Origin of the sequence: Hymenobacter radiodurans, from assembly GCF_004355185.1 — a bacterium.
In the GTDB taxonomy this organism is placed as follows: Bacteria; Bacteroidota; Bacteroidia; order Cytophagales; family Hymenobacteraceae; genus Hymenobacter; species Hymenobacter radiodurans.
This window is the reverse complement of sequence record NZ_CP037922.1, coordinates 2324131-2345384: the sequence shown is the minus strand read 5'-3', so window position 1 is coordinate 2345384 and position 21254 is coordinate 2324131. Positions and strand designations below refer to the sequence as shown.

Genomic DNA, 21254 nt, shown 5'->3' with positions numbered 1-21254 from the left:
AGCAGAAACCCGATTTTGTATAGGCCCGGCCGCAGGTCCTACCCAGACCTTTGTAGCGTAACAAAGCAGTTAATTCTTACGCTAACCAAAACATAAGATGAGCACACTGAAAAAAGTATCCTTAGGAAGTCAGGGGTTAAAAGTACCCGTGGAAGGGCTGGGCTGCATGGGCATGACCAGCGGCGTGAGCGGCATGAGCGTGTACGGCGAGGCCGATGAAGCTGAAAGCCTGGCCACTCTGCACCGGGCGCTGGAGCTTGGTGTAACCATGCTGGACACCGCCGATTTATACGGCCCCATGCACAACGAGCGGCTGGTGGGCAAAGCTCTCGTCGGCAAGCGCGACCAGTATATTGTGGCCACCAAGTTTGGCTTTGAAGTCGACGACAATGAAAATTGGACCGGCCAGTACAACGGTCGTCCCGAGTACGTGCGCAAATCCATTGAGCGCTCCCTGCGCAACCTGGGCACCGACTACGTAGACCTCTACTACCTGCACCGCGTCGACCCGAATACGCCCATCGAAGAGACAGTCGGGGCGATGAGCCGGTTGGTGGAAGAAGGCAAAGTGCGCTACCTGGGGCTTTCCGAAGTGCCCGCCGACACGTTACGTATTGCCCACGCGATACACCCCATCACGGCTTTGCAAAGTGAGTATTCACTCTTCGACCGCCGCGTGGAGGAAGAAGGAATTATAGCAGCAGCTAAGGAAATGGGAATTGGTTTTGTGGCTTACTCGCCGCTCGGCAGGGGCTTTTTATCGGGTGAAATTAAAACACCCGATGACCTTGAGGCCAACGATTCCCGCCGGATTTTTCCGCGCTATCAGGGCGAGAATTTCTACAAGAACATTGCCCTGGTAGAAAAGCTGAAAGCGCTAGCCGCAGCAAAAAGCGTAACGGCTGCTCAATTAGCTTTGGCTTGGGTGTTGGCCCAGGATGTAGTCGTAATTCCCGGTACCAAGCGCCGTAAATACCTCGAAGCCAACGTAGCCGCCGCCAGTATGCAGCTAAGCCCTGCGGAGCTGGCTGAACTGGACGCCATTATGCCGGTAGGTAGTGCAGCGGGCGCGGCGTATCCGGTTGGCTTTTAGTATTGATTCCTCAACTGCCACTTTCCGTCGTTCAGTAATAGTTAGATAAAGCCGAACGGCGGAAAAGCAGTTACCTTTTACGATTATGAAACAGCCCACAAAAGAGTTTCGGGTACTGTCTACCGTCACCGACTATACCCGGTTTTACGGTCTACCCGCTCCTGCGCATCCCCTGCTCACGCTCATCGACCTGGCGGCTTGCCGTAACCTGCCGCGAGTGATGACGCCCGTGGTACAGCAGCTCTACACTGTTTCGTTGAAGCGCAACTTGAAGGGGCAGCTATTTTACGGACACCAATCCTACGATTTCAGTGAGGGCGTCATGGTCTTTCTGGGGCCGGGCCAGGTGTTTGCGGTCAGCGAAACTCTCGACACCTCCGAGATAAGCGGCTGGATGCTGGCCTTTCACCCCGACTTATTGTTGAAATACCCGCTAGGCAAGAAAATAGCCAGCTATGGCTTCTTTTCCTATGAGCTGCACGAAGCCCTGCACTTATCGGCCCGCGAGGAAACCTTGCTGGATGGACTCTTACACGCGATGCAGAGTGAATACGAGCAGCCCATCGATACCTTTAGCCAAGATGTGCTAGTGTCGCAGTTGGAAGTGCTGCTCAACTACGCCAACCGCTTTTATCATCGGCAGTTCGTGACGCGGCGCACGGCCGAGCACGACCTGCTCACCCGCTTCGAGTCGCTGCTCACTATGTACTTCGCGCAGGATGGCAATCGGCCGCTGCCCACGGTGCAGCATTTTGCCGACGAGCTCAGCGTATCGCCCGCCTACCTCAGCGACATGCTGCGCACGCTCACGGGCCAAACTACTCAGCAGCATCTGCACCACGGCCTGATTGAGAAAGCCAAGCGCCTTCTGCTGACCACGTCGCTTTCCATCAACGAAACCGCGTTTCAGCTGGGCTTCGAGTATCCGCAGTACTTCACCCGCCTGTTCAAAAGCAAGACGGGCGTTACACCGGCCGCATTTCGGTTTTCCGCTCAGTAGAGAGCATTGCCGCTAAGTCCTCGTTAATCAGTTCTCGGTTTATCCAACTGCCAGCCTTCACGCCGCTGGCACTGGCCATGGTTATCTGGCGCATCGGACTACTATTGTCCCCTGCCGCATACACTCCGGATACGCTGGTCTGGCCAAACTCAGCCACGGCAATCAGACCGGTAGCGGTAAGCTCACAGCCTATCTGCTCGGCTAAATTGGTGTGCTGCCGAAACGGGACGCGGGCAAACATGGCACTCAGCGGCAACCGTGAGCCGTCTTGAAAGTAGACAGCGCGCATCAATCCGTTTTCATGCTCAATACGCGAGATAGGGCTTTCAATAAGCGGAATGCCCAGCTGCTGTACTTGCCGCTCTTGCTCGGCGCTTAGCGTCGATGGGCCATTGGTGAACAGCGTGAGGTCCTTGCTCCAGTTCTGAATAAGGCGAACCAACTCATAGCCTGCGTCACCATTTCCCAACAAGCCCAACGGTTGACTATGCACTTCATAGCCATGACAATACGGGCAGTGCAGCACCGACTTGCCCCAGCATTTGGCGAAGCCCTCGATGGGCGGCATCAGATCCTCCACGCCCGTCGCCAGCAGGACCCGACGCGCAAAAAAAGCCCCCGCTCGTCAGTCTGCACCACAAACCCGCTTCCATTCTGGGCGATATTCGTTACGAAGCTTGCCAGGAACGTTACTGTTGGATAAGCTACCGCCTGGGCTTTGGCTAAGGCCAAAAGTTGCGCAGGCGTTTCCCCATCCCGCGTCATAAACCCGTGCGAATGGGGCGTATAGCGGTTGCAAGGCCGGCCGCCGTCAATGACTAATACCTTACGCAAGGAACGCCCCAGCATCAGCGCTGCACTTAGTCCAGCCGTACTACCGCCAATAATTAGCACGTCGTAGGTTGCTTGTAATGCGGAATTGACACAGGATGAAGCCATAGGTATGGATATAAGTGTGACAGAGCATCTGCTTAAGCTATACAGCCAATAGGGTGCTCTTTAGCCTAAAAGTAGAGAAGCCCGGTCATAAATGCAACAATATTGCATTTATGACCGGGCTTCTCTAGAGCTCTCAGCTTACAACTGCCCTACCAAACCTACCAAAAGCTTAGGTTCCAATTTCGGGTGGCGTCTGCTTCTTACGCTTTCGCTCCTCGCTGTCGTGGCCGTTGCTGCTGGGCCCAGCCGGACCTGTGGGGGGCGTATTTGGCTCTTTTGAGCCGTGCTGCTCATGACCGTGGGCTGCTGGGTCGTAGCTGGCTTCCAGTTCGGCCAACCGGGTTTTACCGTAGGCAAACTTGGTAATGAGCACGTAAAGCACCGGCACGATAAAGATAGCCAAGAAGGTGGCCGCCAACATCCCACCGGTTACAGTCCAGCCAATCGTCTGGCGCGACACGGCGCCGGCACCCGAGGCAAAGGCCAGCGGCAGCACGCCCAGAATAAAGGCGAGCGAGGTCATAATAATTGGGCGCAGGCGCAGCTTCACCGCATCGATTGTAGCCTCAATGAGGTTCATGCCCAAATCGACGCGCTCCTTGGCAAATTCCACGATCAGAATGGCGTTTTTAGCCGCCAAACCAATGAGCGTAATCAGGCCAATCTGGGCGTACACGTTGTTGGTGAGTTTGGGCAGGAAGATCAACGCTACCATTGCCCCAAACGCGCCCAGCGGCACCGACAATAGCACCGAGAACGGCACCGACCAGCTTTCGTACAATGCCGCCAGCAGCAGGAACACGAACATAATCGAGAGGCCGAAAATGATGATGGTGCTGTTACCGGAGCTTATTTCCTCCCGGCTCAAACCCGAGAAGTCGTAGCCATAACCGGCGGGCAGCACATCGGCGGCCACTTCTTCCAGGGCTTTAATGGCCTGGCCCGAGCTGTAGCCGGGGGCCGCGTCGCCGTTTATCTCGGCCGAGCGGAAGAGGTTGTAGTGCGAAATCAGGGGGGCATTTTCTACTACTTTGGTCGTGATGATGGAACGCAACGGGATGTTCTGCCCCTGCTGATTCATCACATAATAGCCCCCCAGATTCTCAATATCCTTGCGGTAGAAGGTATCGGCCTGGGCCACGACGCGGAAGTTGCGGCCATACTTGGTGAAGTCGTTGATGTAAGCCGAGCCCATGTAGGTCGACATAGTGGTGAACACGTTTGACAGGGACACGCCCAGCTTCTTGGCTTTTTCCCGATCTACGGTTACTTGGTAACCAGGCGTTTTGGCCGTAAAGAAGGTGAACGCCCGCCCGATTTCCGGCCGCTGGTTGGCGGCAGCTACAAACTTATTGACGGCGTCCTCGAAGGCCTTGATATCCGTGGAGCCTTCGCGTTGTTCGAGCTGAAAGCTGAAGCCGCCCGTGTTGCCCAAACCCGGAATAGCGGGCGGCGGCACCACTACAATATTGGCTCCCTTAATGACCGAAAACTCCTTTTGCAGACCGGCAATGACACCCGCCAGCTGCAACGACTCATCCTTGCGCTCATCCCAGGGCTTAAGTTGAATAAAGAAGGTGCCGCTGCTAGGTTTGAAGGAGAAGTTCAAGGCATTTAAGCCCCCCACAGCCGTATACGTGCGCAGGGCGGGCGCTTTGGTGCGCATTATCTCCGACATCTGATCGAGCACCTGCTTGGTGCGGGCACTAGAAGCCCCCTGCGGCAACTCCACGGATACAAACAGTCGGCCTTCGTCCTCCGTCGGGATAAAGCCCGTAGGCTTGGCCGTGAAAAGGCCCACGGTACCGGCATAAATACAGGCCAGCAGAATCATCACGAAGGGCGCAAAACGGAGGGCTTTGCGCACGCCCATGGAGTACGATTCGGTGGTGCGGCCAAACCACATATTGAACCGGTAGAATAGCTTGTTCAGGCCTTTGGAATCGGCATTCTGCTCGGTGGGGCGCATGAGCAAAGCGCACAATGCCGGCGTGAGCGTAAGGGCAATAAAGGCAGAGAGCACCACCGAAATGGCAATAGTAATGGCAAACTGCTGGTAGAGCTTACCCACGATACCCGGAATAAAGCCCACCGGCACGAACACGGCGGCCAGAATCAGGGCAATGGCGATAACCGGCGCCGTGATATCCTTCATGGCCTTTATAGTCGCTTCGCGGGCCGATATTTTCTCGTTGTCGATGTAGTGCTGCACGGCTTCCACCACCACAATGGCGTCATCGACCACGATACCAATCGCCAGCACGAAACCAAAGAGCGTCAGCGTGTTAATGGTAAATCCGAGCGGAATAAAGAAGATAAACGTTCCGACAATTGCCACCGGAATAGCTAGAATCGGAATGAGGGTGGCGCGCCAGCTTTGCAGAAACAAGAACACAACGAGCGTCACTAGTAGCAGTGCTTCGCCCAGGGTTTGGAGCACCTCCCGAATGGAAACACGCACTACCGTCACCGACTCAAACGCCGCCTGATAGGTTACGTCCGGGGGAATTTTTCCTGCAGCGCATCCATGGCCGCGTAGATGCCATCGGCCGTTTGCAGGGCGTTGCCGCCGGGCGTTTGGTTGACCAGCAGCAGCGTGGTTGGGATGCCATTGGTGGTGTTGTAGCGTGAATAGTCGAACTGGCCAAGCTGCACGCGCGCTATATCTTTTAGCTGCACCACTGAGCCATCCTCGGGGTTGGTACGCACCACAATCTCCTCGAATTCCTCCACCTGATTCAGGCGGCCATTGACAAAAATCGTGTACTGAAATGCCTGGGAGCTGAACTGCGGGGCCGTGCCTACCGAGCCGGCGGCCACTTGCACGTTTTGCTCGCGCAGGGCATTGGTTACTTCCGTTACGCTGAGGCCAAGTTGCGCCATCTTGTCGGGCTGGAGCCAGACACGCATACTAAAGTCTTGGCCCAGCGCGGTTACGTCGCCGACGCCGGGCACACGCAGCAGGGCGTCGCGGACGTACACGTTGGTGTAGTTATCGAGAAAAGCGGTGCTGTGGGTGCGCTTAGGCGAGTAAATGGCCAGCACCATCAGAATGGTTGGGTTACGCTTTTTCACCGTCAGGCCCAGGCGCTTTACCTCATCGGGCAAGGTAGGCTGGGCCACACTCACGCGGTTCTGCACGTCGAGAGTGGCAATGTCGATGTTGGTACCAATGTCGAAGGTGACGTTGGTGCTCATGCGGCCGTCGTTGGTAGCGTTGGACTGCATGTAAGCCATACCCGGCGTCCCGTTGATCTGGGTTTCAATGGGCGTCACCACGGTTTGCTCCACCGTCTGGGCGTCGGCCCCGGTGAAGCTGCCCGCTACCTGCACTACCGGCGGCGAAATATTGGGGTATTGGCTGACGGGCAAGTTCAGGATAGAAAGGCCCCCCAGCAGCACAATCACTATCGAAATGACGATGGCCGTGACCGGTCGCCGAATAAAAACGTCAGATATCATACTCTAAAAATTAGTACACCAAGCGTCAGCTAAGCTGACCTTTAGTTGGTGAATCGTTGCGGTCGTTATGCCTTCCATTTCTAAAGGCGGTCATGCAGAGCGGAGCATCTCGCTCGCGCCGGTGGATTACTAACCTAATGTCAGCACGCGAGATGCTGCGCTCTGCATGACGTTCTAATGTTGTACTCACTACTTATTACTTTGCTGGCGTGCCTTGGGCTACCCGCGCGGTAGGCTCGTCGATTTTTACTACTGCACCTTCGCGCAGATTCTGCATGCCTTCGCTGACAATTACTTCGTCGGCTTTGAGGCCCTTGCGCACTACTATTTTGTCTTTTAGCCGCGTGCCGGTCAGCACTTTGCGCTGGTTTACTTTGCTACTGTCGCCAACCACGTACACGAAGAATTCGCCCATTTGCTCCGTCACGGCCTTGTTCGGAATGACAATCTGGCGACCGGTATCCTCGTTCAGCACGCGCACGGTGGCGTTCATGCCGGCCCGCAACGTGCGGTCAGCATTCGGAAATTGCAGGCGTACCGTGATGGTGCCAGTTTGTGGATTTACGGCCCGGTCGATGGTGTTAATCTTGCCGGGTGCGGGGTACACTTCCTCCCCTCCTAGTATCAGCGTAAACAACGAGTCAGAATTGCCCCCGACGGCCGCTGGAACTTCGCAAAGCGCGGAATCAGCTGCTCGTTTACTGGGAAGTCCACAGCAATCGGGTTATCGGAGGAAATCGTGTTCAGCAGGGTTGTGCCGGGCGTCACGAGCGAGCCCAGCTTCACCTGCGCCAAACCAATTGTGCCGTTGAACGGCGCTACAATTACGGAGCGGCGCAGGTCAGTGGCGGCATTGGCGAGGCTGGCCTGGGCCGCGCTTATCTGGGCCCGCGCATTGGCTACGTCGGTAGTGGCATAGTCGACGCGCTGGCGGGCAATGGCGTCTTGCTCGGCCAGGCGGTTGTAGCGCTCCGCATCCTTGGCGGCCTTCTCGTAGTTGGCCTGCGTGATGCGCAGCTGCGCCTGCGCCGACTGGTAGGCCGCCGCGTACCGACTCTGGTCAATCTCGTAGAGCCGTTGGCCCTTGGTTACCCGCTGCCCATCCTGCACGTAGCTTTTGGTGAGGTAGCCACTCACTTCGGCCCGCAGTTCTACCTCCTGGAGCGGCACCACCGTCCCGGGATAAGTATCGATGCCCACCACGCTTTCCTCGGTCACCTTGTACACCGTCACGGGCACTGCCGCTGGGGCCGCGTTTTGCGCAGCTTCCTCTTTCTTCGCGCCGCAGGCAGTAGCTGCCACCGAGCCGATAACAAAGGGTAACAGCCGGACTAAATTCCACTTCATGGGATAGATGTTTGTAAAGTAATAAGCCATTTTAAACACCCTGGGGGGCATTTTCGATTAGTTTTTGAACCACTAAAACCACGCAAATGCACGGGGTTACTATGGTTTCATTTAGTTTAACGCTATGGTGCCCAAGGCCCGCTCTACGTCGAGCTTGCTGGCTAGCACGGCAAAAAGTGAGTTGTAATAGTTAAGCTGTGATGTCCGTAAATCAGTTTCGGCCACAATTACTTCCAGGTAGGTTTTGATGCCTTCGTCGTATTGCAGCTTCACAATGCCGTAGATTTCCTGAGCATCGCGGGCGTTTTCCTGCTGCGTCGCCAGGTCGTTGAGGGCACTTTTATACGTGGCCAGCGCCTGCTCGTATTCCGAATTGATCTGGTTTTTGGTGTCGAACAGGTCCAGGTCCAGGCGCTCATCCTGTAGCTCCGCGATTTTCAGATTCTGAGTGCGGCGGGTGCCCGTAAAAATGGGCAAGGCCAGCTGCAAACCAGCCTGGGAATTGGGAAACGCCCGGTCATACAGCGCCGAGAAGTCGTTGTTTTGATACACGCGGTTGTAGTTGACAAAACCAGACAGCGAAGGCAGAAATCCCAACCGGTAATAGTCGATGTTGATGCGCTGTAGCTTTTTCTGGGTTAATAGCTGCTGCACCTCAATGCGATTCTCAAAACTCAGCTGCCGCGTGGTATCGAGGCGGGTTTGCTGAATCATCTGGGCCGTATCGTAAGCCAGTGCCAGGTTGTTTTCGGGCGCGTAGCCCATAAGTTGCTTGAGCGTGGCGTACTTACCCTTCAACGATTCGGCCGTGGTCTTGCGCTGGGCGCGGGCATTCTTCACCGAAATGGAGGCTCGCTTATAGTCAATCTTGTCGGTGATACCCACTTCATATTGCGCAAAGGCATCTTTCAGCTGCTTTTCCTGACGCACAATGGCCTCATCCAGAATGCGCAACTGCTCCTGGGTCAGCAGAATATCATAGAAAGCCTTGCTTACGTTGGTGACCACGTCAATCTTGAAGGCAGTGGTATTCTGGCTGTTATTCAGCCGAACGAAGCGCATGGAGCGGGCCGCTAGCAGCACATCGTTGCTGTACAAGAGCTGCGTACCCTGCAAGCCGACGGTAGAGGTATTCTTCAGGCCGATGCGTACCAGCTGCTGGCCGGCCGTCGGGTCCTGAAAGTTGGGCAGCACGGTGGTGGGCAAAATCAGGTTGCGGGTATACGAGCCCACGCCCTGCACTTGCGGCAGCCAATCGGACAAACCAATGCGGATTTGCCGCTCCCCAATGGCCTCGTCAATAGTCGCTTGCCGCACCAACGGCTGATTGCGGAGGGCAAACTGCACGCACTCTTCCAACGTGGCGTTGGCGGGCAGCGCCGCTGGCGCGCCCGGTCTTCCGGATTGAGCCCAACCAAGCAGCGAACTACACACGAATGCTGCGCTTAGCACGAATACACGGCCTGCAAACCACTGGGGGCAAATAGATGCTTCATCTTGTAATCAGTATTCAAACTAAAAAGGCGACCGCCGCAGCGCTGGCTACACCAGCGCCTACAGCTTGGGGGCTTTTTTAACCTATAAAGAGATAGTTCATCAGCATATCAATAACGATGTCCTTATGACGACGCGTGAATTCCGCATGGGCTGCCTCATCCAGCTCAGAAATTTCCATGGTGATGGGCCGCGACAGGTACATGAACTGAATATTGGCCATTACCAGCTGCAACACATGCATCGGCGCCACCGGCCGAATCTGGCCTTCGTCGGCGGCTTGCTGTAGTTGGCGCAGGAAAACGAAGACCGGCCTTTCCTTATTTGCATAGGTAGCAGGCGTCAGCAAGTCGGGATGACGGCGCATTTCAGAAAGCAGAAACAGGGGCAGATCCGGGTTCTGATGGAACAAGGTGAAGTGCGCCTCTACCAACTGCGGAATCTTGACACGTAGCTCTAAAGGCTGAGCCATGATGCAGAAGATTTCCTGAAAGTATTCCCGGTATATATCCTCAAAAATCAGTCGAAAGAGCTTTTCCTTGCTACGGAAATAATAGTTCGTCAGAGCTTGATTGATGCCAGCTACCTCGGCAATGTCGCGGGTAGTAGTACCGTCGAACCCCTTCTCTATAAACACCTTGCGCGCCGCTTCCTTAATTCTTTGTTCGGTGCACTGCGGGTTTTCGTCGGACATATATTAGTCGGTGGGTATAAGTTCTGCCAAGTCTGGCAGCCAATTTCCTGAACCAAGAAGCTACTGGCTTCGCGATTGTGCCGTTGGAGTTGGAGACTTAAACCTGATTTTTATAATAATGTTTTAAATGTTTGATTAATTTATTTGATAACACTGGATTAAAAAAAGCTCGCCGGGGCAAGCTCGCGTAGTTTGCGAAGCTTGCCCCGGCGAGCTTTTTTGATCATTTATATAACTAAGATATTCTTAGCAAGATAGTTACAAACATACTTAAAGCCTTACCGAAGATTACTGCTTTACCCATACGCCCAGTTTCTTTTTCTGGGCGTAGAGTTCAGCTAACCGGATCTGACGCATAAACTCTTCATATTCCTTTTTGCTGACGTAGGTCTTCACGTCCGTTTTTGGTTTCTGCATCGTGCCCCCGGAAAGTAGCCGTTGCGGATTAGATACACATTCAGGTTTTCCTCTTTATCGACCATCCAGCAGTAGGTCATGCTGGAATTGGCCGCGCCAATCATCGTTGATTGAATAGTTGATACAGGTATTACCCGCGCCGCGGGGTGCTGCTTTATCCATCTGGCAATCAGGGTGTCGGCACCTTGCGCCTGTCGACTTTTAAAAAAGCCCGTTCCCAGCAGACAGTACGCTAGGGTACTATCTTTCTTGGGCGCACCAAAAATGGATTTAAATTTAAACTCCTCAACGGACCTGATAGCCCCCAGCCGGCCCATTTGTGCATAGCTGTTGAAAGCAGCCAGAAGTAAGACAATAAGCAGTAAGCAACGAACCGGACGCATAACCAACGTGTTCAACAATTGTATTTTATCGGACTGACAGCATATTTCGTGCCTCCTCAAGCAAGCTCCTCCTCAGGCCACTCAAGGGGATAATCAGCAAACAGGCGTTTATTATTTTTTACCTCCATGTCTTTTACCTCCTCTCCCGCCCTTGCCGCTTATCCTTCGCGTGCTGCTACCGATGCCGCTCCGGTGGCCTTCCTAACTCAGGCGGCACGCGACTTGGTGGCGCGCTTTCCGGGCTCCGAACTATCGGATGTAGTGGTGGTAGTGCCCACGCGACGGGCCGTGGTATACTTAAAAAACGAGCTGGCCCTGGCCACGGAAATAGGCACAGCCCTGTGGAGTCCGCGCATCGCGGCCATGGAAGACTACATGGTAGAGCTGGCCGGCGTGCAGGTTGAGGAGCCGATTGCCTTGCAGCTCATGCTGTTCGATATTCTGCGCGACATTGATAAGAAGCTGGATTTCGACCAGTTTGTGGGTTGGTCGGGACTCTTGTTGCAGGACTTTTCCAACCTCGACCAGAACCTGGCTTTCCCCGCCAAAGTCTTCGACTACCTCACCGAGGCCAAAGCCCTGGAGCGCTGGGCCCTGGAGCAGATGCCCGCCCCGGCCAGCACCACCGTGGCCTACTTCCGCTTCTGGGACGACCTGGAAAAAGTGTACTGGCGCCTGCGCAAACGCATGGAGCAGCAGGGCGTAGCCTACCCCGGCCTGGCTTACCGCTTGGCCGTGGAGCACGTGCAAAACATGCTGGATGATGGCCAAAAAGCCCCCCAGCACGTGTTTCTGGGTTTGGGCTCGTTATCTAAAGCCGAAGAAAAGCTTATTCGTCTGCTCCTCAAGCAAGGCCGGGCCGAAGTACGCTTCGATGGCGACGCGTTTTACTTGGAGCAGGACTCGCCCAATCGGGCTGGCCAGCACCTGCGCCGCTACCGCCAACAGTGGGATTTGCCCCCGAGAGCTTCGCCAGCACCACCGGCGCTCTCCCCGACTTATTGCGCACCTTGTCCCGCGAAATTCAGTTTGTGGGCGTGGCCAATGCAAGTATGCAGGGCAAAGTAGCCGGTCAGCTGCTAGGGGCATCACGCCTGCAAAACCCGCAAGCTAAGGTTGCCATCGTGCTGCCCGACGAAACCCTTTTGTTGCCCGTGCTGCACGGGTTGCCCCCCGAGGCCGTGCCCGAGTACAACGTGACCATGGGTTTGAGCTTTCAGAGCACGCCCCTGTTCAACCTCGTCGATTTGCTCTTTGAAGTGCATTTGACTGGCATTCGGGAAGGCTCGCCCGAAACGGGCTACGGCGTGCCGCGCTATCATCATTTGGCCGTCACGAAGCTCCTCCAGCACCCATTTCTGCGGCGCTACCAGCAGTGGCTAGACAAGCAGGAAAATGCCCCCCAGTACCACGGTTTGCTCGAGCACGTGTGCAACCAGATTGTGAAGCGCAATGCCGTGCTGCTCCCCGCCAGTGAGTTGCTGCACCTGGGCAAACAGCACCCGCTGGTAGAAGCCCTATTCGCTACCTGGGACACGTGCGACGATATTATTGCCGCTTGCTACACGCTCATTGATCTACTTAAAAAGGCATACCAGGATCAGCACTCGGCCATCGAAGCAGAATATCTGTACCTATTTTTCACCTTGGTCAAACGGCTCGATTCGGTGTTCGACTGCCGGGAGCAGCGTCTATCGGTGCGCTCTTTTCGGCGGTTTTTGTACGAGCAAATGGCCCGCACCCGTCTGCCTTTCAGCGGCGAACCAATTGCCGATGTGCAAGTCATGGGTTTGCTGGAAACCCGCGCTCTCGACTTCGATCATGTCATTATTCTGAGCTGCAACGAGAACGTACTGCCCGCACCCAAGCGCAGCAATTCGCTCTTTCCCTACGACGTGCTGCGCGAGTTCAACCTACCGACCTACGCCGACCACGAAGCCGCTACCGCCCACCAGTTCTGGCGCCTGCTTCAGCGCGCCCGCAAAGTAGATCTGCTCCACGTGCTGCCGGGCGCCGAAGGCACCCGCACGGGTGAGCGCAGCCGCTTTTTGCTTCAGATTGAGAACGATTTAGCCCCCAGAATCCAGGATTGGTGCTGCGCGATGTGGTAGCCACAGTTATGGCCGACAGTTCAGATAATGAGCCAGCGGCAGCAGAAGGCGACTCAATTACCCAAACGCCCGTCGGTGACTTGGTGTTGGAAAAAGACTTCGACATGCTCACGGCTCTGCGCGGTGTGCTTATTCGTGGTCTTTCGCCTTCGGCTCTGAATCAGTTTTTGAATTGCTCGCTTCAGTTTTATTTCGCTCGCCTGGCCAAATTTCAGGAAGCCGAAGAAGTGGAAGAAAAGCTGGGTGCCGATGGCTTCGGAACAGTAGTGCACGAGGTACTAGAAAACCTGCTCAGGCCTTTCGCGCAGGAAAAACGCCCCCTGACAGCCGCCGAGCTACCCGCTCTGCTTCAGCAAGTGCCCGATGAAGTAGCCCGCGCCATGCGTCAGGAAGAAGACGAGCGCCACGCTCGTCCCGATGAAGGTCTGAACCACGTGCTTGGTCAAGTGGCCGCGCAGCTCGTGCGCCGCTACCTTGAAGGCCTACCGGAGCAGGCCGGCGCATTGCCGCTACAAGTCAGCGGATTAGAGGAAATTCTGCAAACCGAAATTCCCATCACCTTACCCAGTGGCGACACCCTGCCCCTACGCCTCTACGGCATCGCCGACCGCCTCGACGAGCTACCCGACGGCCGCCTGCGCGTGGTAGACTATAAAACCGGCCTTGTGCAAGCCCACGAGCTTCGCCTACAAAAGCGCGGCGAAGACGCGGACGCGGCCACCCAGCGCTTGCTTACCGATGCCACACCTTCCGCCGATAAAGTGCGGCAGCTCTGGCTCTACCGCTTTATGCTGGAGCGCTCGGGCCGCCCTGCCGCCGATGCGGCCATTATTTCCCTACGCAACCTCAGCGCCGGCCCGATGACGGCGGAAATGGGGTTTCTGACAGAAGACGGCACATCCTTCCTCGATAAAGGCCAGGAACTGCTCACCAACTTCGTGCACCGTATTCTGGACCCTGCCGAACCCATTCGCAAAACGGATGACCTAGTGCGGTGTCAGTATTGCCCTTATAAAGGCATTTGCGCGCGGTAGGGAAAGTACTGTTGAATACAGTAGAAACAGATGTATATTAATAATGCCGCTCAAGCAAAAGCTGCCCGGCGCCGATGCCATTCACGCCAAAAAAGCGCATATCCTTCTGCGTCATGAGGATCAGCCGGAATACTCTTTGGTTGGCTGCGTTGATAAAAGTGCTCTACGGCGTCAACGAATGCCAGAACCTTTGCTTGGTATTGTTTATCGGAGAGTAATACCGTAGCCCCATCAGCGGCAGTCAGGCGAACAGCGTCGGGCTCATGCTGCACATTCCAGTCTATTCCATTCGTACATCCAAAAATCAATACATCGTCGCTAGTTGGGTGTGGCCACATTGTGAAGCCGCAGCACGGTAGCAATTGGTCACAGATCGGGGCCTCCGATGAATGATTCTGAGTTAAAGTTCGCAGCAGATATAAAGCTCCGGCGCTTACCGTCCACTCGTCCGAGGCAGCATCGGAGAGAATGGAATTACCGATTCGGACGAGCACATGACCATGAGCACATAAGTCGCCGTCTTCGGGTAGATCTGGCAGCCAGCCAATAGTTAGAAGCTCTAATTGAAATTCGTCTACCATTATTTTCTGCTTTATAAGCGGGTAAAAATACCTTTGCAGCTTTACTTTCAACCTACCACCTCAAACTTATGGACGAATTCATGCAAGCTGCCATCGACGAGGCGCGACAAGGCCGCCAGGAAGGTGGTATTCCCATTGGCTCAGTGCTGGTGCGTGGGGGGCAAATTGTGGCCCGCGGGCGCAATAAGCGAGTGCAGGAAAACAACCCCATCAAGCACGGCGAGATGGACTGCCTCTACAACGCCGGCCGCCAGCGCACCTACCGCGACACCGTGCTCTACACTACGCTTATGCCCTGCTTTATGTGCGCGGGCACCATCGTGCAGTTCAAAATCCCGAAAGTAGTGGTGGGCGAGTCGCGCACGTTTGGCGAGTCGAAGGAGTTTCTGGAGTCGCACGGCGTAGAGGTCGAAATCGTGGATCTGGACGAGTGCGTGCAGATGATGCAGGAGTTTATCGAGGCGGAGCCCACGCTGTGGAACGAGGATATTATGGAGCTGTAGCCGCGGAAGAATAACCTGAGGGCGGCCGGCGGCTACACTAGTGAAGCATAGCATTTACTAGCATAGCCACCGGCCGCATTTGCTTACACGTACCGCCAAATCAACAGTAACTCACTAGTACTGATGATTGGTTTTTCTAACTTGTACAGATGGCAGACTCACCTCTACTTGCCTCCAAAAAATGTCCGCACTGCCAGCAGTGGTCTATGTGGCAACATAGGGTCGATGACCGTTGTGAGCACTGTGGCGAGTTACTCGATCCGCGGGCGCAACAGAGCGCGCTGGAGCGCGAGAAACTGGAACAGCAGAAAATGCCCCCCATGTTCCTGATAGAGATAAAGCCCGACGACAATGCGGCCGTGCGCTTTTTCAAGACCATCGTTCGGGGCGGACAGTTCGCGTTTGCCGCCATCCTTTCGTTTATCATTTGGCTGGTGACACTGGCCGCTGGCTAAAATGAAGGTGTGGCCTGAGTTTCGTCACCCGCTGTTTGTGGGCGCAGTGTTAGTGTATGCCGCCTACCAACTGAACCGCTACCTTCTACACTGGCCGCTGCCGCTGCTGCTTACCTCCTATCTGAGTGATGTGGCCTGTATGCCTGTTATACTCAGCCTTGCACTGGCCGCCCAACGCCGGCTGGTGGCTCGCTCCTTAACCTTTGTTTTCCCTGATTTGTGGCTGCTGGCTGCCTGGCTTTAAGTGTCAGTCTGGTTTGAAGGTGGGCTGCCTTACTTTTCTGCCACCGCTGTCGCCGACATAGTTGATGTGCTGGCGTATGCCGTCGGGACTGTTGCTTTCCGATATTGGCTTAATAAGCCAGCCTTATCTATCTAGCTTTACTTCTGTTTGATCGAGTGATGTTGTTTCAGCAAACCATTCAGTACATATAGTTTACAATATTTATTAAATCGGTAGCTTGCTTTACAAGGTACTGTATACTTTATTTGTAGCGAACCTTAACCACCCTTCTATCTCATGTTACTATATCCACTGCAAAGCCGCTTTTCTCACAAATTAATGGGATTACTCAGCTTCGTTCTACCACTTCTATCTGCTCAAGTTCAGGCTCAGGACAGCAAGAAAGACGGGACGGAAATTATGGTAGTCGGCTTTGTTCATTTAGCGGGAATTTACAATAAGGAGCCGCAGTCGGATGTGCTCAACCCCAAGAAGCAAGCAGAAGTAGCAAAGTTGCGGGAGCATTTACTCAAGTTCCGGCCTGACGCTATTATGATTGAAGCCGAGCCTTCGGAACAAGGCCGTATAGATAGCTTGTATGCCCTGTACCGCGATGGAAAGCTTGATTTCTCGACGCTGCCCGAAGGCACCGGCCGAAGCGAACGTTATCAGGTAGGCTTTGTGATGGCCAAGCAACTGAACCTCCCCAGCCCTTCCTGCATCGACTACTACGCCTCCACCTCCCAATCGCTGCTAAACTCTGGCGACAACATCGACTACTTCAACAAAGGGCTGAAGGAAATGCAGGTCACTTCGCGCCCCCTGCATCGCCTGGCCCAGCACGACAGCCTCTCGGTTTATGATTACATCGCCCTGGCCAACCACCCCGATTTGGTAGCAATGAGTCACCGCGTGGTGTTCAACAACCCGGCGATGGTAACCAATGGCGGGTTTTCTGCTACCGGCACCAATACCAATGACTTAGGCAAAGTGGATACGGCCTACATCGGCGCCCACTACATCAGCTTGTTCTACAACCGTAACCTGAAAATCTACTCCAATATTCTGCGGGCCCAGCAGAAAACGCAGGCCAAGCGCGTAATGGTGATTTTAGGCCAAAACCACGTGGGTGTGCAGCAGGAGCTGTTTGCGGTCAACCCGAATTATCATGTGGTGCCCGCCTCCACCTATCTAAAAACAAAGGCGACGAAATACCTCAAGCCTAAAAAAGCAGCCACCACTCCTGCTTCCTAAATCAGCAAGGCTGCGCAGTTTTGGGCCGTCATTGCAGCGGGTGAGATAAGCTGGCGGGGGGCAAATCCTAACCTTCTGGCCAGCGCTTCCCGTACAGAGAGTTGTTCGGTCTTCTAAAAATGCCCCCCAGCGCCAGTTGGGGGGCAAATTTTGTTTTTTACTCTCCCCTATGCTCGACGAATTGAATGGGGTGCTGCGCGACTATTGGCACCAATTTTTGCACCTACTTCCTAAGTTCCTTATTGCCCTGATCGTGCTAGCCATTGGGGTGGCCATTGCCAACCACGTAAGCCAACTACTTGGAACCAGACTCCGAAAACGCTCCCACGACGCGCTCCTGGCCGATTTTCTGACCAACTTCACTCGCTGGGCTCTCCTGCTAACGGGGGTTCTGCTGGCCATGCACGTACTGGGGCTGTCGGGGGTGGCCAGTGGGCTGCTGGCTGGGGCCGGGCTGTCGGCTTTCATCGTGGGTTTTGCCCTGAAAGACATTGCCGAGAACTTTCTGGCCGGCGTAGTACTGGCCTTCAACCGTCCGTTTCGTATTCACGATACGGTGCAGGTAAAGGACCTGATGGGCGAGGTAGAAGCGCTGAATCTGCGCACTACTCTCATTAAGACCTTCGATGGCAAGCACATCTTTCTGCCCAATGCCCTTGTGCTACGCGAGCCCCTTACCAACTACACCCGCGACGGCTTCATTCGGCAAGACTTCCTGATCAGCGTCGATATGGGCACCGAAACGTCCTCTGATCAGATTGAAGAGAAACTGCTTCAGTACGTGAGCAGCCACAAAGGTGTTGAAACGAAGGACCCTCACTCTCCCTACATCATTGTGGAGAAAATGACCAGTACCTCCGCCGACCTGCGTGTATTTCTCTGGGCTTATTCCGAGGAGTACCGCCGCGGCACGCTGGAGCTGAAAAGCGCGCTGCTAAAGGGCAGCAAAGCCATGCTGGTAGCTGATGGATACGCCGTTTCGGGTGCTAATTAACCTGTAGTCCGCTTGAGGCTGCTTATTCCTGATATTGCGTGTACCTTGTATTAGTGGCCGGTTTCTTGCGGGTTGAGCGCTGCTTGTAGTTGTCGTTTATCATGCCGAAAAGTGTTTTTCACCGTTTATTAGGCCCTTTGTTGCTGTGGCGACTACGCCACGTCAACGACCGGGTTTACCTGATTCTGGTGAGCGTGCTGGTCGGACTGGGGGCGGGGTTGGCGGCGGTAGCACTCAAAGGATCTGTTCATTGGGCCCAGAATCTACTTTATTCTTGGGTACCGGAGGAAAACAGGGTTTTTGCCCTCTTCCTGTATCCCATGCTTGGCATTGGGCTCACGGTGCTGTTTACGCGCTACGCGCTGGGCGGCACGCTGAGCCGGGGCATCGGGCCCATTCTGTATAACATTGCCCGCCAGGGCAGCGTGGTGCCGCGCAGCAAGCTGTATTCACAAGCCATTAGCTCTTTCCTGACGGTCACGTTTGGCGGCTCGGCGGGTCTGGAGGCGCCTATTTCGGTTACGGGTTCGGCGTTGGGTTCTAATATTGGGCGCATTCTGCGAGTGGGCCGCCGCGAGCGGCGCCTGCTGGTGGGCTGCGGTGCGGCGGCGGGCGTGGCAGCCATCTTCAACAGCCCCATTGCGGGCGTGCTGTTTGCAGTAGAGGTAATTCTCTCGGAGCTGTCGGCTCCGTTTTTTATTCCCCTGCTTATTTCCTCCGCTACAGCCACCGTAGTTTCAAAGGCGCTCTACGCCGGCCAGCCCTTCGTGCTGATTACCACCACTTGGCCCGTAGAAGCCGTGCCCTCCTACCTGATGCTCGGCTTGTTCACTGCGCTGCTGTCGGTGTACATGATTCGCATCTATTTCGCATCTGACAAGTATTTTGAGCGGTTTCCGGGCACCTTTCGTAAGGTCGTTTTTGGCGGCTTTACGCTGGGCATTATGGTGTTTTTGTTTCCGCCGCTTTACGGCGAAGGCTACAACATTGTGGAAATGCTACTTAATGGCCGACCCGAAGGGTTAGTAGAAGGCTCCATTTTCGCCGTCTACCGCGACGAGAACGTGTGGCTATTGCTGTTGGTAGTAGCCAGCAGCATGTTGCTGAAGGTATTTGCTACCTGCGTCACCATCGGCTCGGGAGGGAATGGCGGCATGTTCGGCTCGTCCTTGTTTACGGGGGCGCTGGGGGGCTTTTTACTGGCCCGCCTGATTAATATGAGCGGCTGGTATCCCGTGTCGGAGGTGCATTTTGTGGTGCTGGGCATGGCGGGCACGTTGGCCGGCGTGGTACACGCTCCGCTCACGGCCATCTTCTTGATTGCCGAGATTACCGGCGGTTACGCCTTGTTTGTGCCGCTGATGGTGGTTACGTCCAGCTCGTATTTGATTACCAAATACTTCGAGCCTTACTCAGTGTACACCCGCAAGCTGGTGCAGCGTGGTGTGCATATGCACGCCGACCGCGACCGAGGCCTGCTCGCGCAGCTGGAGCCACTTTCCTTAGTTCAGAACGACTTCGTGCCCGTGCATCCTGAAACTACCTTGGGCGAGTTGGTTGATATTTTCCGTCATGCCACCCGCAACCTGTTTCCGGTAGTCGATGCAGACAACAAACTCGTGGGCATCGTCTCCCTCGACACCGTGCGTGACGCCCTCTTCGACGACGAGCACTACACCACCACCTACGTCAGCGACCTGATGACGCCTCCCGTGGCCGTGGTTCAACCCGAGGATAGCTTGCTTGATACGCTCAGCGAAATGGAGCATCATGATGCCTGGGCACTGCCCGTGGTTCGCAATGGCCTATACTTAGGCTTTCTGCTTAAGTCTACCATTCTGGCCAACTATCGGCGGCAACTGCTCAAGGAAATCGAGTAACAGCCTTCAACTTAGTAGTAAGCAACAACCCTAGCCTATACTCGGCAGTACCTACCATGGTATGAACCGACTCCGCGCGCTTTGGCTGAATCTGGATGCCAGCTTATGGTTTATTCCAACCCTGATGGTCGCGGGGGCCATTTTGCTGGCTTTTGCTTTGGTGTTCATCGATTTACGCATTGAGCACGACTGGCTGGAGGAATACCCGTTGCTGTTTGGGGCGGGCTCCGACGGCGCGCGCGGTGTGCTCACGGCCATTGCCGGCTCCATGATTACGGTGGCTGGTCTGATTTTCTCGCTTACGCTGAGCACACTGGCGCAGGTATCCAGCCAATACACCCCGCGGGTACTGCGCAACTTCATGAGCGACCGGGCCAATCAGATGGTACTGGGCTTCTTTGTCAGCATTTTCGTGTACTGCCTCATTGTGCTGCGCACTATCCGGGGTGGCGACGAAGGCAGCTTTATTCCTTCCCTGGCGGTACTGATGGGATTGGTACTAGCCTTGGTTAGTATTGGTGTATTAATCTTCTTTATTCATCACATAGCTTCCTCTATTCAGGCATCCAACATTGTGCGCAACGCTACTGAGGAAACCGAAGCCGCCATCAAGCGTCTATTTGCTGACCAGTTGGGGCAAGAGGCAGGCCCCGATGAGAAACACGATTTACTTCGGCAAGCCGGTCAAATGATATGGTTGGGAGTGCCTTCGCGCACCAATGGCTACGTGCAGAGTGTGGATGAAAACACTCTCATGGAGGTAGCCTGTGACCTAGATGGCGTGGTACGAATGGAGCACGGCATCGGTGGCTTCGTAGCCCGTGGATCGGCCTTGGTATCAGTTGCGAGCTCTCAGAAAAAGACGCTGACCCTCAACGCAAAGCTATCTGCTCGGGTTAATGCTGCTTTTGGAATAGGTAGCCAGCGAACCATCAAACAAGATGTTGGCTTTGGGCTGCGGCAAATAGTGGATATTGCTCTAAAAGCTCTCTCGCCGGGTATTAATGACACAACTACTGCCATCATTAGTGTCGACTACCTTGGTGCCTTGCTGGCTCAACTGGCCGACCGAAGTTTAGCCAGCTCGCTTCGAACAGACATGGACCGTGTGCGCGTAATAGCTATACGTTCCTCCTTCGAGCAGTTTGTAACCACCGCATTTGACCAGATAAGGGTCTGTGCCGACGGTAATGTGGCCATATACTTGCACCTGCTCACTGCATTGGCTACCATCAAGCAACGTACTCAGGCTCCTGAGCGAAACAAAGTATTGCGCCAGCAAGGTGCGTTGATTGGGGAGGCAGCCACACGCACGCTGCAAACGGAGTACGAGCGCAGCCAAGTACGGGACCGCTTAGCCGACCTTTGGCGGCTGGACAAGGACTAACCA

The 21254-nt window shown here is 55.0% G+C and carries 20 protein-coding genes and 1 pseudogene; 11 read left to right on the top strand and 10 right to left on the bottom strand.

The genetic code is table 11. The annotated features are described in order from the left end of the window. Nucleotides 1–97 precede the first annotated feature (97 nt). Entirely contained in the window at nucleotides 98–1093 is a 996-nt protein-coding gene (locus tag EPD59_RS10995; RefSeq protein WP_133272824.1) for an aldo/keto reductase, read from the top strand. Between the two features lie 85 nt (nucleotides 1094–1178). Continuing rightward, nucleotides 1179–2093 (top strand): helix-turn-helix domain-containing protein, encoded by a 915-nt coding sequence (locus tag EPD59_RS10990; RefSeq protein WP_133272823.1) that lies wholly within the window; start codon nucleotides 1179–1181, stop codon nucleotides 2091–2093. Here the strand turns inward: EPD59_RS10990 and EPD59_RS23700 are convergent. The 9 genes and pseudogenes from EPD59_RS23700 to EPD59_RS10960 form a co-directional block, all read right to left on the bottom strand. Beyond that, nucleotides 2059–2673: an NAD(P)/FAD-dependent oxidoreductase gene (locus tag EPD59_RS23700; RefSeq protein WP_317128518.1), complete on the bottom strand. Its 615-nt coding sequence runs from the start codon at nucleotides 2671–2673 to the stop codon at nucleotides 2059–2061. The genes EPD59_RS10990 and EPD59_RS23700 overlap by 35 nt on opposite strands. After that, nucleotides 2661–3032 carry a hypothetical protein gene (locus tag EPD59_RS23695; protein ID WP_317128517.1) on the bottom strand — a complete coding sequence of 124 codons (372 nt, stop codon included), beginning with the start codon at nucleotides 3030–3032 and terminating at the stop codon, nucleotides 2661–2663. The genes EPD59_RS23700 and EPD59_RS23695 overlap by 13 nt, the downstream gene beginning before the upstream one ends. Before the next feature lie 169 nt (nucleotides 3033–3201). Further along, a pseudogene (locus tag EPD59_RS10980) lies at nucleotides 3202–6494 on the bottom strand (efflux RND transporter permease subunit). 196 nt (nucleotides 6495–6690) lie between these two features. Then, nucleotides 6691–7131 carry an efflux RND transporter periplasmic adaptor subunit gene (locus EPD59_RS23230; RefSeq protein WP_262712944.1) on the bottom strand — a complete coding sequence of 147 codons (441 nt, stop codon included), beginning with the start codon at nucleotides 7129–7131 and terminating at the stop codon, nucleotides 6691–6693. Then, nucleotides 7119–7841 carry an efflux RND transporter periplasmic adaptor subunit gene (locus tag EPD59_RS23225; protein WP_262712943.1) on the bottom strand — a complete coding sequence of 241 codons (723 nt, stop codon included), beginning with the start codon at nucleotides 7839–7841 and terminating at the stop codon, nucleotides 7119–7121. Before EPD59_RS23225 ends, EPD59_RS23230 begins: the two co-directional genes overlap by 13 nt. Before the next feature lie 111 nt (nucleotides 7842–7952). Continuing rightward, nucleotides 7953–9275, bottom strand: coding sequence for a TolC family protein (locus EPD59_RS10970; RefSeq protein WP_133272822.1), 1323 nt, complete (start codon nucleotides 9273–9275; stop codon nucleotides 7953–7955). A gap of 139 nt (nucleotides 9276–9414) precedes the next feature. After that, nucleotides 9415–10029 carry a TetR/AcrR family transcriptional regulator gene (locus EPD59_RS10965; RefSeq protein WP_133272821.1) on the bottom strand — a complete coding sequence of 205 codons (615 nt, stop codon included), beginning with the start codon at nucleotides 10027–10029 and terminating at the stop codon, nucleotides 9415–9417. A gap of 288 nt (nucleotides 10030–10317) precedes the next feature. Beyond that, the gene (locus EPD59_RS23220; protein WP_262712942.1) at nucleotides 10318–10446 is read right to left on the bottom strand and encodes a hypothetical protein; all 129 of its coding nucleotides are present in this window, start codon (nucleotides 10444–10446) and stop codon (nucleotides 10318–10320) included. Next, nucleotides 10422–10829 carry a hypothetical protein gene (locus EPD59_RS10960; protein WP_133272820.1) on the bottom strand — a complete coding sequence of 136 codons (408 nt, stop codon included), beginning with the start codon at nucleotides 10827–10829 and terminating at the stop codon, nucleotides 10422–10424. Before EPD59_RS10960 ends, EPD59_RS23220 begins: the two co-directional genes overlap by 25 nt. A gap of 947 nt (nucleotides 10830–11776) precedes the next feature. On the opposite strand from EPD59_RS10960, the gene EPD59_RS22490 reads away from it, so the two are divergent. Next, on the top strand, nucleotides 11777–12940 hold the full coding sequence (locus EPD59_RS22490; protein WP_240731718.1) for a hypothetical protein: 1164 nt from the start codon (nucleotides 11777–11779) through the stop codon (nucleotides 12938–12940). A gap of 8 nt (nucleotides 12941–12948) precedes the next feature. Beyond that, the gene (locus tag EPD59_RS22485; RefSeq protein ID WP_240731717.1) at nucleotides 12949–13974 is read left to right on the top strand and encodes a RecB family exonuclease; all 1026 of its coding nucleotides are present in this window, start codon (nucleotides 12949–12951) and stop codon (nucleotides 13972–13974) included. 50 nt (nucleotides 13975–14024) lie between these two features. On the opposite strand, the gene EPD59_RS10950 is transcribed toward EPD59_RS22485, so the two are convergent. Further along, nucleotides 14025–14555: a hypothetical protein gene (locus tag EPD59_RS10950; protein WP_133272819.1), complete on the bottom strand. Its 531-nt coding sequence runs from the start codon at nucleotides 14553–14555 to the stop codon at nucleotides 14025–14027. A gap of 68 nt (nucleotides 14556–14623) precedes the next feature. Here EPD59_RS10950 and EPD59_RS10945 point away from each other — a divergent pair, with 68 nt between their 5' ends. The 7 genes from EPD59_RS10945 (at nucleotide 14624) to EPD59_RS10915 (ending at nucleotide 21251) form a co-directional block, all read left to right on the top strand. Further along, nucleotides 14624–15058 (top strand): nucleoside deaminase, encoded by a 435-nt coding sequence (locus EPD59_RS10945; protein WP_133272818.1) that lies wholly within the window; start codon nucleotides 14624–14626, stop codon nucleotides 15056–15058. Between the two features lie 149 nt (nucleotides 15059–15207). Beyond that, complete coding sequence (locus EPD59_RS10940) at nucleotides 15208–15513, top strand: hypothetical protein (protein WP_133272817.1); 306 nt, start codon at nucleotides 15208–15210, stop codon at nucleotides 15511–15513. Between the two features lies 1 nt (nucleotide 15514). Further along, nucleotides 15515–15757, top strand: coding sequence for a hypothetical protein (locus EPD59_RS10935; RefSeq protein WP_133272816.1), 243 nt, complete (start codon nucleotides 15515–15517; stop codon nucleotides 15755–15757). Nucleotides 15758–16075: 318 nt separating this feature from the next. Beyond that, the gene (locus EPD59_RS10930; protein ID WP_240731716.1) at nucleotides 16076–16990 is read left to right on the top strand and encodes a DUF5694 domain-containing protein; all 915 of its coding nucleotides are present in this window, start codon (nucleotides 16076–16078) and stop codon (nucleotides 16988–16990) included. A gap of 169 nt (nucleotides 16991–17159) precedes the next feature. Then, nucleotides 17160–17984 carry a mechanosensitive ion channel family protein gene (locus tag EPD59_RS10925; RefSeq protein WP_133272815.1) on the top strand — a complete coding sequence of 275 codons (825 nt, stop codon included), beginning with the start codon at nucleotides 17160–17162 and terminating at the stop codon, nucleotides 17982–17984. A gap of 101 nt (nucleotides 17985–18085) precedes the next feature. Then, entirely contained in the window at nucleotides 18086–19864 is a 1779-nt protein-coding gene (locus EPD59_RS10920) for a chloride channel protein (protein ID WP_133272814.1), read from the top strand. 61 nt (nucleotides 19865–19925) lie between these two features. Next, nucleotides 19926–21251 (top strand): DUF2254 domain-containing protein, encoded by a 1326-nt coding sequence (locus tag EPD59_RS10915; RefSeq protein ID WP_133272813.1) that lies wholly within the window; start codon nucleotides 19926–19928, stop codon nucleotides 21249–21251. The last annotated feature ends 3 nt before the right edge of the window (nucleotides 21252–21254 follow it).

Bases quoted from the DNA above. Each gene is read 5' to 3' on its own strand.
- EPD59_RS10995 (WP_133272824.1), top strand. From the start codon at position 98: ATGAGCACACTGAAAAAAGTATCCTTAGGAAGTCAGGGGTTAAAAGTA.
- EPD59_RS10990 (WP_133272823.1), top strand. From the start codon at position 1,179: ATGAAACAGCCCACAAAAGAGTTTCGGGTACTGTCTACCGTCACCGAC.
- EPD59_RS23695 (WP_317128517.1), bottom strand. From the start codon at position 3,032: ATGGCTTCATCCTGTGTCAATTCCGCATTACAAGCAACCTACGACGTG.
- EPD59_RS23225 (WP_262712943.1), bottom strand. From the start codon at position 7,841: ATGAAGTGGAATTTAGTCCGGCTGTTACCCTTTGTTATCGGCTCGGTG.
- EPD59_RS10965 (WP_133272821.1), bottom strand. From the start codon at position 10,029: ATGTCCGACGAAAACCCGCAGTGCACCGAACAAAGAATTAAGGAAGCG.
- EPD59_RS23220 (WP_262712942.1), bottom strand. From the start codon at position 10,446: ATGCAGAAACCAAAAACGGACGTGAAGACCTACGTCAGCAAAAAGGAA.
- EPD59_RS10960 (WP_133272820.1), bottom strand. From the start codon at position 10,829: ATGCGTCCGGTTCGTTGCTTACTGCTTATTGTCTTACTTCTGGCTGCT.
- EPD59_RS22485 (WP_240731717.1), top strand. From the start codon at position 12,949: ATGGCCGACAGTTCAGATAATGAGCCAGCGGCAGCAGAAGGCGACTCA.
- EPD59_RS10950 (WP_133272819.1), bottom strand. From the start codon at position 14,555: ATGGTAGACGAATTTCAATTAGAGCTTCTAACTATTGGCTGGCTGCCA.
- EPD59_RS10945 (WP_133272818.1), top strand. From the start codon at position 14,624: ATGGACGAATTCATGCAAGCTGCCATCGACGAGGCGCGACAAGGCCGC.
- EPD59_RS10940 (WP_133272817.1), top strand. From the start codon at position 15,208: ATGGCAGACTCACCTCTACTTGCCTCCAAAAAATGTCCGCACTGCCAG.
- EPD59_RS10935 (WP_133272816.1), top strand. From the start codon at position 15,515: ATGAAGGTGTGGCCTGAGTTTCGTCACCCGCTGTTTGTGGGCGCAGTG.
- EPD59_RS10930 (WP_240731716.1), top strand. From the start codon at position 16,076: ATGGGATTACTCAGCTTCGTTCTACCACTTCTATCTGCTCAAGTTCAG.
- EPD59_RS10925 (WP_133272815.1), top strand. From the start codon at position 17,160: ATGCTCGACGAATTGAATGGGGTGCTGCGCGACTATTGGCACCAATTT.
- EPD59_RS10920 (WP_133272814.1), top strand. From the start codon at position 18,086: ATGCCGAAAAGTGTTTTTCACCGTTTATTAGGCCCTTTGTTGCTGTGG.
- EPD59_RS10915 (WP_133272813.1), top strand. From the start codon at position 19,926: ATGAACCGACTCCGCGCGCTTTGGCTGAATCTGGATGCCAGCTTATGG.